Origin of the sequence: uncultured Cetobacterium sp., assembly GCF_947039425.1 — a bacterium.
Taxonomy (GTDB): domain Bacteria; phylum Fusobacteriota; class Fusobacteriia; order Fusobacteriales; family Fusobacteriaceae; genus Cetobacterium_A.
This window is the reverse complement of sequence record NZ_CAMQYW010000140.1, coordinates 1-4,897: the sequence shown is the minus strand read 5'-3', so window position 1 is coordinate 4,897 and position 4,897 is coordinate 1. Positions and strand designations below refer to the sequence as shown.

Annotated in this window: 6 protein-coding genes; 1 reads left to right on the top strand and 5 read right to left on the bottom strand. The window is 24.5% G+C overall.

Features of this window, described 5'->3' with window-relative positions:
* Positions 1-121 precede the first annotated feature (121 nt).
* Entirely contained in the window at positions 122-1,027 is a 906-nt protein-coding gene (locus tag Q0V09_RS07680; RefSeq protein WP_297406668.1) for a hypothetical protein, read from the top strand.
* Positions 1,028-1,052: 25 nt separating this feature from the next.
* On the opposite strand, the gene Q0V09_RS07675 is transcribed toward Q0V09_RS07680, so the two are convergent.
* The 5 genes from Q0V09_RS07675 to Q0V09_RS07655 form a co-directional block, all read right to left on the bottom strand.
* Positions 1,053-2,366, bottom strand: a complete 1,314-nt coding sequence (locus Q0V09_RS07675) for a HAMP domain-containing sensor histidine kinase (RefSeq protein ID WP_297488166.1) — start codon at positions 2,364-2,366, stop codon at positions 1,053-1,055.
* Entirely contained in the window at positions 2,353-3,018 is a 666-nt protein-coding gene (locus tag Q0V09_RS07670) for a response regulator transcription factor (RefSeq protein WP_297407070.1), read from the bottom strand. The genes Q0V09_RS07675 and Q0V09_RS07670 overlap by 14 nt, the downstream gene beginning before the upstream one ends.
* 31 nt (positions 3,019-3,049) lie before the next feature.
* Positions 3,050-4,135, bottom strand: coding sequence for a hypothetical protein (locus tag Q0V09_RS07665; RefSeq protein WP_297407072.1), 1,086 nt, complete (start codon positions 4,133-4,135; stop codon positions 3,050-3,052).
* A 61-nt stretch (positions 4,136-4,196) separates the two neighbouring features.
* Entirely contained in the window at positions 4,197-4,499 is a 303-nt protein-coding gene (locus Q0V09_RS07660) for an FMN-binding protein (RefSeq protein ID WP_297407074.1), read from the bottom strand.
* Between the two features lie 171 nt (positions 4,500-4,670).
* On the bottom strand, positions 4,671-4,897 hold a 227-nt coding region (locus Q0V09_RS07655; RefSeq protein ID WP_367172318.1), incomplete at its 5' end, for an FAD-dependent oxidoreductase.

The following is a 4,897-nucleotide window of genomic DNA, read 5'->3' as shown; positions in this document are numbered from 1 at the left end:
TTTTATTTTTTTCATGAGTGAAATAAATAAAATATATTGACATAAAGTTGACATAATAAAATTTAAATTATATAATAATGACATATAATTGACATTATTTAAAACTACATGGGGGAATTTTATGAAAAATAAAAATATATCATTACTTTTATTATCTACTCTTATTTCAACAAATATTTTTGCTTTTAATCTAAATACAATTGGTGGGGATATTGAAGTTGGGTATAAAACTAAAGATTATGAAGAAGGGGGAGCTTCTAGAAATTTTAGAGAAAATAATGTTTCTTTAACTTTAAAACCTAATAAAAATAAGTCTTTAGCTTTTAAATTTGGATTTGCAAATAGAGATTTTTATGAGAGCTCTAAAGATGAAAATAGAACTATGTCTGAATTTTATATAGAAAATATGTATATCTTTGGAAAGCTAATGTTTAGGCCTGAAATTGGATTTAAATATACTGATTTTAATAATGATGATCATGGTATGGATGATGCTAAAGAGTATAGATTCTATCCTAAATTTACTTATAATATAAATAGAAATTGGAGTATTTACTCTAGAGGATTTATAGCTTATACAGAATTAAAAAATCCTTGGTTATATAACAAAGAAAATCAATATGGATATAAACATAGATTAGAAGGAGGAGCTAGATATAAATTTAATAGACAGAATGCTCTTTCAATTGCTATTAGTGATGAGACAAGTGATGTAAATAAATTTAACTATGATGTTGAGGGAACTCAGTTAAGAGTTAGATATCATTACTCTCCTAGTAGAAAATTAAAAATTGTTCCTTATATATTTTTAACTCTTGATGGAGAAAGAACATCTGAAAAAAATGAATCTACTAGAGTAAAAAGAGACAAACTTGGAGTTAATATCCATTATGATTTAAATAGAAACTTAGAACTTATAGGTAAATTAAGTCATGAGTGGAGAGATGATAAGGATGATTACAAATATAGAGGTCAAGGAAATAAAAATAACTGGTTCTACTCTGCTGGTTTAAAATATTCATTCTAAAAATAGTGGGAAATTACCCACTATTTTACTTTATCCAAAATATAAATTTTTTATTTTTCAATTCTATTCCATAATTAATATTATTTAATTCTAATATTTTTTTTATAAGAGTTAATCCAAGTCCTGTTCCATCCTCTCTAGAACTGTTACTTCCTCTTACAAAGGGATTAAATAAGTTATCCAGTGAAAACTCTTTTAAAATTTCATTTTCAAAAAAAAGTGTCTTATCTTTCTCATATATTTTTAAAATACCATTATCTTTAGAATATTTCATACTATTTAAAATAATATTATCTAAAGCTATTCTAAACATATCTTCATTAATAAAATACTTATTTTTCAATGTATCTAATTTAATTTCTAAATTTTTAGCAAGTTCGATATAATCATATCTTTCTAATATCTCTTCTATTATTTTATTCAAATTTATAAATTTATACTCTATTTTTTTTTGATTTTCAAGTTTCGATAATCTCATTAATTTTTCTATTAATATTTTGGTATAATAACTTTCTTTTAAAATATTTTTATATTTTTCCTCTGTTATTAAATCTATTTTTTTTTCATTCATAAGAAGTTGAATATTTGATGATATTATTGATATCGGTGTTTTTAACTCATGTGACACATTTGATATAAACTCCTCTAATTGCTTTATTGAACTCTCTAAATTTATACTCATTTTTTCAATACCTTTTCCCAAATCACCAATTTCATCATCTCTTTTTATAATATTATTTTTATTAAAATTTAAATTTGATATATCTTTTGCTTTTCTATTTAAGATTTCAATATCTTTTAATAATTTTTTTACCCAAATTCTACTTACAATTAGCGATATAATTACAGCTAAAATAATTCCAGAAATATTAAAATAAAGAAGATCGCTTTTATAAGTATTTAAAAATGTTAATGATATTCTTGCTGAAATCCACTGTCCTGTTTTTATTTTCTGATTATATACTAAAATTTTTGATCCTGTTCGTCTTTTATTTTTTATAAAAAAATCTTCAGATTTTAAATTTTCCATAGAAAATCCATTTCCAAAGCCACCTTTTTTATTCTCCCATTTTTTAAAATTTTTATTCATTATAAAAATTGTTATTCCTCTTTTTTCTTTTATGTCATTAATATATTTCTCCAAGTCAGACTTTTTATTTGTTAATAAAAAATCTTCTACTATATTAACAATTAGAGGCAACTCTTTTTTTTTATCATTTATAAAAATTGAATCTATAAAAAACATATTAAATACATAGCTAACTACTAATAAAATTGATATTAATCCAATTGAATAAATAGATATTTTTTTTGATATACTCAATCTAATTTTCTTCAAATATATATCCAACTCCTCTCACTGTTCCAATTAAATCTCCATAGCTATCTAATTTTTTTCTTAATCTTTTAACTAATGTATCTGCAGCTCTTTCGTCAAAATCATTATCTATTCCCCAAATTTCAAGTAAAATGTTTCCTCTTGATAATGGTATATTTTTATTTTTTATAAAAAATTCTAATAGATTTTTTTCTCTACTTGATAGAGAAATTCTTATATTTTTTATTCTTAATATCTCCTCTTTAAATAAATATTCTAACTCACCTTTTATATATATTTCAGATTTTATTATTTTTAAAATTTTCTTAACTTTTATCGTTAAAATATTTAAGCTAAAAGGCTTAGTTATATAGTCATCTGCACCTATTTCTAACCCATGAATTTCATCTAATTCACTATCTCTAGCTGTCATCATAATTATATTACATAATGAATTTTTTTTTATATATTCACATATTTTCCAACCGTTTATTCCTGGTAAATTTATATCTAAGAGTACTAAATCAGGAATAAAATCATCAAATATTTTTATTCCTGATTCACCATCTAAAGCAATCTTAACTTCTATATCTAATTTTGAAAAATGACTCTCTAAAGAGAGAGCCAATTGCTTTTCATCCTCTATAATCAATAATTTTTTTATAATAATCACCTCATTTTATTTATAAGGATATTATAACAAATTAAAAATATTTTTTAAATCCTAATCTAACTATTACCGATTCCTCTACTCTTCTTTTAAAAGAATTAGAGCCACTTCCTCCACCATTTGGTTTACCGCCACCTGATCCACTTCCAGGGGTTTTCTTAGAACTTTGTCCTGAACTCTTTCCACTTCCAGACTCATTTTTATACTGAGCTAAATAAACTATATCTCCAGTTAAAGATAGGTCTCTTTTAAGATTCCAAGTTACTCTTGTTCCTAACATTACTCCTAGTTCATTTTCAAAATTCTCTTTTTTATTAGATGGTCCTGTCTCTATTTTAGGATTTAAAAATCCCCAAATATAAGGTCTTATTTGGATTTTTTTATCTGTATATAAATTATGATCAAGCTTAGCTATATATGTCCATGGAATATATTCTCCTGCATAATTTTCTTTACTTTTATTAACAACACCTAATGAAAGTTTAGTATTATTCACTCTATATCCAAGTCCTGTTTCTATTCTATTTACATATCCTGACTCTTGAAAAGGTAGATCATAGTTTTTACTTATTTGATCCCTATCATCTCCTTTAACATCTGCATATCCTAAAGATCCCTTTAAGTACCAACCTAAATTATTTGTAAAATCATATGTTGCCTTTGGTATAAATCTAAATGTTGTTCCATGTTGAACTTTTGTATTTTTTAACTCATCATGTCTTATTCCAACTTTATAATTTATAAAAAATTTATCATATCTATAAATTGATCCAGCATATAATTCAACCATAGTTTTATTATATCTTTTTTCAGAAGATGTATATTCATGTCTAAAAGATGTTTTTCCATCTAAATAAAAATTAGAATTTTTTATAGGAAAAACTTCAAATCCTATATAAGGTTCTACTCTATTTTTATCATCTAGTGAACTTTCATATAAAATTGTATCCATTCCTATTTTTACTAATCCGTTAGCTCCTTTTTTTCTAGCTCTTTCTTCTTGATGAAAGGTATGAATATCTATTCCTACAATTTCATTTTTTAATTGTTCTTTTAATTCCTCTCCTTGTGTTACCATTGATAATAAAAGTAGTCCCAAAGTAATGTTATGTTTTTTCAATTATTTCCCCCTGTATTTTTTTCAAAAAAAAAGGAGCTGAATAATATCAGCTCCTTTAAAATTACTTACCTGTTGCAGTATTTACAGCTTCTAAAAACCCTTCAGAAGTATATGTTGCTCCTGAAATTAAATCTACTTCTGTAGATTGAGCTTCTAAAACTGCTTTAGTTAATTTCTCAATAGCTGGATTTGCAATAGACGCTGTATCACTATTTTCTAGTACTTTTATAGCAGTCATTTTATCTCCATCTAAAGTTACTTCTACTTTTATATCATCTGCATAACCTAATCCTGTTCCCTCTTTTACCTCAGCAGAAAATGCTGTTGCAGACATTAAAACTAATGCTAATAATAATTTTTTCATATTGTCACCTATCCTACAATTATATATTTTTATATTATTTTTTTATTTACCAAATTATACTTTATTGTATTTTTTATGTCAACAAAAACATTTTTTTGTTTCATTTTTAATCTTAAAGTCATTTTTTAGTTTAAAAATTGATATTTTAATATAGTTTTGTATTCTGATGGATTAGTTCGATTTTTTCTCTCTTATATATTTATCTATTGCTGCTGCTGATTTTTTTCCAGCTTCCATAGCTAAGATAACTGTTGCTGCTCCAGATACTGCATCTCCACCAGCAAATACACCTTCTCTTGATGTTTGTCCATCTTCATCTGCTTCTATACATTTCCATTTATTTATATCTAGATGTTTTGTAGTAGATGCTATTAATGGATTTGGAGATGTTCCTATTG